Genomic DNA, 3,558 nt, shown 5'->3' on the forward strand with positions numbered 1-3,558 from the left:
AACCGATTTTTCTCTAAGATGTCATTTTTACCCGAATTTTTCTTTTTTCTCGGTCTTAATCCCTAACCAACTCCCGACTAATTTCATCCCCTTCTCGTGCTACTTGGCGTACTACAAGTTGAAGTGCGGAATGTGAGTTAATGTCCCAGAGCTGAAGTGAATCTTGGTAAATGTTGGCAACTAAAATTTGACCTGTAGCACTAAAAGCAATAGAGGATGGGTATCCATATATATCGATTTCATAACAATCTCGAACGTTCGATAAATTCCAAAGTCGAATCTTTTTGTCTGTACTGCTACTTGCTAATTGCCGACCATTGGGACTGAATGCAACACACTCGACACTGTCTGTACTCTCTTGCAACCTATCGATCTCTTGGCCGGTTAGAGTACAGAGAAAAACATCACAGCCGGATGCCGCAGCAATGGCTTGACCGTCGGGGCTAAACGCTAATGAATGAATAGTCTCGTTATACTCAACGAGCGTCTTTAAGAAACTCAATCGATCGAGATCCCAAAGATGGATAGCAGGTCTTGAATGGGATTCATCAGTCCCAATGGCAAGAATTTTTCCGTTGGGATGAATCGCCAGCGAGATCCAATCTGTTGTTTCCTCTATCCACGCAGCAAGTTCCTGACCTGTTTCTGTATTCCAGACTTTAACGACACCCTGTGACGTAGCCTCACTAACACTACCACTCACTAACAGTTTTCCATTTGGAGTTAGTGCAATATTACAAACTTCACCATCGCAAACGACGAGAGAATGAAGACGTTGACGCGATGGCAAATGCCAAATAGAAAGCAAGCTGTTACCAGCACTAGCCAAAATCGTACCGTCTGCACTCACTGCCATGCAGTTAACGGCAAATAGTTCGGTGAGAGTTGCAACACACTGCCAATCCATAGAGGGGTAGCCGTTCGGCGAGTATCCTCCCTACTTTACCGCCCAATTCGCCCGCGATCGCCCTTGTGTCCGACACCCTCGCAGAAAGGGTACTAATTATCGACTTAAGAAACTTAAATGTTGTTAAAGTCCCCGTTAAATGTAAAATATCCCTTAAGATCGTTCAAATATAGAAGAGGATAAGCATTTCGCTATGACCGCAGCGACCCCCGCCGCTCCCAGCACAATTCCTTCTTTTTGTCAAGGTATTCAATTTTTCGCCGAATCCCTCCCCGGATGGAACGAATACGGCAAAGAACCGGCCATCAAAGCCGGGGAAAAACTCATTTCCTCCACCAGCGACAAAGCCGCCGTCTATCAAACCTTGCTGGCGGCCGACGCCCTGCGCTATCTCACGTTACAAGTGACCTCGAGCAAAGCCTCCGGCCACCCCGGCGGATTTGCCAGCATCGCCGACACCATCGCCGCGCTCGTGATGTTGGGTCACAAAAACATCATCACCGAAGTCGGTCACCACGCCCCCGGATTTTACAGCAACGTCTTCCTCGATCGCTCCCTCGAAGACATGGGCATCGAAACCGTCCAACAACTGCGCGATCGCTTCCGCGAAACCGGCGGACTCCTCGGTCACCTCTCCGGCCAAATCCCAGGACTCCTCAACCCCGCCGGCCCCCTCGGACAAGGGCAACATTTCGCGATGGCCGGCGCCAAACTCAACCCCGGCGTCCTCTTCCCCGTCACCATCGGCGACGGCGGCCTCGGCGAACCCTACGTTATGAGTAGCTTCGGTCACTTCAACACCGCTTATCCCAACGTCACCAACTTCCTGCCCATCCTCGTCTGGAACGGTTACAGCCAAGAACACCACAGCATGGTGTCCACCAAAACCAACGACGAAACGATCGAATACTGGGCGGGGAACGGCTTCCACGAAATTATCCTCGTCGATGCCAAAGACTATGACGATTCCAACCAAACCAGCGATTACGTCGATAGCACCCTCTTCTCCCTCGAAGGGCGCATGGCGTTTACCCAAGCCGTTCTCGAAGCCGTGGACGAAGCGGCCAAATCTGCCCTCAACGGAACCCTGACGGTTCTGATTATCAAACAACTCAAAGGGGCGGGAGTTCACAAACGGGGCGCACAATCCCACAACCTTTACCCCGGCGACACCGCCGAAAAAGACTACATCGCCAACGCCATGAAAGCTCGCGCGTTGACTCCCGAAGCGTGGCAACTGGTTCGCAACAACTACGAACGCGCCGCAGGTGGAACCGCCTCGAAAGTGGTTCTCACCGAATCCGAACGAGACTTACCGGATTTGGGCGAATTGCCCCTCGATGAGTTTCCCGTCGGTGGGGATAAAAAAGTCGCCACGACAGCGATGGGCGAACTGGTGGTTCACGTGGGCAAAAAAGACCCCCACTTCCTCGTCACCAACGCCGACGGAAACGCCGCCTCGGGCATCAACAACATTAACATCGGCCTCAAAATTGTCCATCCCACGACCGACGAAACCTATCACCAACAACCGGACGGACAGGTTTACGAACCCCTCAGCGAAGACGCCTGTGCCGGACTCGCCGCAGGGTTGGCGTTGTTCGGTTCGCGGACGCTGTGGTGTTCTTACGAATCCTTTGCCATCAACGGTTTACCGATTTGGCAAACGGTGACGCAAGCGATGGCGGAATTGCGCCGCACTACGCCTTCGACGATTACGCTGTTTACGGCGGGAGCGTTGGAACAAGGGCGCAACGGTTGGACGCACCAACGGCCGGAAATTGAGAACTATTTCGCCGCGATGATGCGGAACGGCAATGTTTTCCCGCTGTTCCCCTGCGATGCCAACGGCATTCAGGTGTGTTACGACTGGGCGGTTTCAACGAAGAATAAAGGGATTACAATTACCGCGAGTAAAACGCCGTTACCGGTGCGATCGACCTTCGAGCAAACTCGTCAAGGTTTGGAAAAAGGTGCGTTTGTATTGGACGAACGAGCGGGAGACAAAACCGTGGTGTTTGCGGTTCTCGGCGACATGATTTTACTTCCGGTGTACGAAGCGATCGAACAGTTGAACGCCCAAGGGATTGGCAGCAAAATCGTTTCTGTGACGAGTCCCCGTCGCCTGTATCGTCCGTCTGATGTGGCGTGGGATACTTGCACGGAAGCCGACGGCGGTTTCCTCGACGATGCGGGGTTTGCCGAACTGTTTGGCGGCGATGCGTTGATTGCTGTGACGGGCGGTTCTAGCGCTATGTTGGAACCGGTGATGTTGCGGAGTAACGCACCTCGCGATGTGGTGTCGTGGAAGCGTGGAGAAACGGCGTCGAGTGCGGCGGCGGTGATGAAGTTGAACGGTATCACGGCGGAGAATTTGGTGAAGCGATCGACTCAGTTGTTGGGTTAGGTTTCCCTAAGCGATCGTCATAAAAAGCGGGAAAACTTTCTATAAAGATTTCCTGTATAAGCCAGATCCCCGGCATCTTGGAGATGCCGGGGATCTAGACCTGATAAGGCTATGACTTTTACTTAGGAGGTATCGAAAGCCAAAGAAGCCCCAGGATAGGGAGAAGTACGGTGGCGTCCCCAACTCAAGGGAAGTCCTTGAAAGAGACGGGCGACAAAAGAGATACAGCCAAGGCGCCAACAAG

General features: G+C 52.4%; 2 protein-coding genes. One reads left to right on the forward strand and one right to left on the reverse strand.

The window, feature by feature from the left end; all coding sequences use genetic code 11:
- Positions 1-55: 55 nt before the first annotated feature.
- Complete coding sequence (locus POG22_RS03680; protein ID WP_498903697.1) at positions 56-907, reverse strand: WD40 repeat domain-containing protein; 852 nt, start codon at positions 905-907, stop codon at positions 56-58.
- 193 nt (positions 908-1,100) lie between these two features.
- Here POG22_RS03680 and POG22_RS03685 point away from each other — a divergent pair, with 193 nt between their 5' ends.
- Positions 1,101-3,314: a phosphoketolase family protein gene (locus POG22_RS03685; protein ID WP_498903699.1), complete on the forward strand. Its 2,214-nt coding sequence runs from the start codon at positions 1,101-1,103 to the stop codon at positions 3,312-3,314.
- The last annotated feature ends 244 nt before the right edge of the window (positions 3,315-3,558 follow it).

Origin of the sequence: Geitlerinema sp. CS-897, assembly GCF_028368005.1 — a bacterium.
GTDB lineage: Bacteria > Cyanobacteriota > Cyanobacteriia > Cyanobacteriales > Geitlerinemataceae > Baaleninema > Baaleninema simplex.

Coding starts and splice junctions, on each gene's coding strand:
- POG22_RS03680 (WP_498903697.1), bottom strand. CDS start 907: ATGGATTGGCAGTGTGTTGCAACTCTCACCGAACTATTTGCCGTTAAC.
- POG22_RS03685 (WP_498903699.1), top strand. CDS start 1,101: ATGACCGCAGCGACCCCCGCCGCTCCCAGCACAATTCCTTCTTTTTGT.